Below are 1,158 nucleotides of genomic sequence, written 5' to 3' on the forward strand. Positions count from 1 at the left end.
TGCCCCTTAAATGTGAGATTATGGCAGAGAAGCAGGATATAGCAATGAACCAATTTCCGGTAGTCACTGACCTATCGTATGTGTATGGTGAGAAAAGCAACAACCAGAATAAGATTGCTGTGGAAGATTTGGCGAAACAAATGGGTATATATACAAAAAAATGGGATTCCAATAAAGGGGATTTGTTGGAAATAAACGCTCCGTATTCTATATTCATTATAGGAGAATCTGTCATTGGAGGGCATATAATGGGAGTGTTTGCCAACAATATTACAGTCTTGAGCAAAGCAAGACAGTTTTCCGAAACAAAAGATCAAGAAGGAACAATTAATATTTATAGGAAAGACGAACATAGTATAATTGTACAGAATAATATAGAAAAAATGAATATAAGAATATTATTCTTGTCTTCATATTAAGCTTATATGTCATAGATATTCTTTGCTGGATTATTCTTAATAGAGGACTAATTAGTATTACCCGTTCCGGCCATCTCGGTCAGAACGGGCATAACCTAAAACATTATTTGTCATGTACATTATATCTTTGAGATGAAAGTAAAATGAGCCAATAATGTACAGACAAATCAGCAGCTTTGTCATGCATTCTATTCTCGCGAACAAAATACACTTCTGTGCCTATTTATTACAATAGTGCGCAAAAGTATTGCTTTCGCACAAAATACACAAATGAAAATCCACATGGCTTGCAGAACCACTACCAGAAGATACCAATTCTTTTTATTCTTATGGTTATTTTATTTTTATTCCTATTTGTGATAAAGAAGTTCCCATTCACTTCTTTTCGTCCAAAAACAACATCCTTAGTCCCATCTGTATAATCACAGTAATTATTTCTGCCTGCATCTGAAACAAAGCAAATCGGATAGGCACCACAACTAAATATAGCAGTTGTTGCGTTTTCTGGTGATGTAATTAAGTACAATCCATATCCAAGGTTGCCAAGGTCTTTTTCTTCACTTGCTGCCAATGTAAAGCTATAGGTGTATATTCCTATTGCATTCATTACTTCTGTCAATGTCGGACTAATACTATCACCATTTGCTGCCAGTCCACGCAATCTTGTAGGTGTTCCACCAGCCATTGCATTCTCTTTAATATCTTGTCCTGCCATATCTCTTACATTTAAGGGGCAAAG

Annotated in this window: 1 protein-coding gene and 1 pseudogene; one reads left to right on the top strand and one right to left on the bottom strand. The window is 35.4% G+C overall.

What is annotated here, in order from left to right; translation table 11 throughout:
• Positions 1–419, top strand: a pseudogene (locus DWY57_RS20570) (hypothetical protein); the annotation flags it as partial.
• A gap of 298 nt (positions 420–717) precedes the next feature.
• On the opposite strand, the gene DWY57_RS20575 reads toward DWY57_RS20570, so the two are convergent.
• On the bottom strand, positions 718–1,134 hold the full coding sequence (locus DWY57_RS20575) for a hypothetical protein (RefSeq protein WP_119962362.1): 417 nt from the start codon (positions 1,132–1,134) through the stop codon (positions 718–720).
• Between the last annotated feature and the right edge of the window lie 24 nt (positions 1,135–1,158).

The sequence above is a fragment of the Bacteroides sp. AF25-5LB genome (assembly GCF_003602965.1).
Taxonomy (GTDB): Bacteria; Bacteroidota; Bacteroidia; order Bacteroidales; family Bacteroidaceae; genus Bacteroides; species Bacteroides uniformis.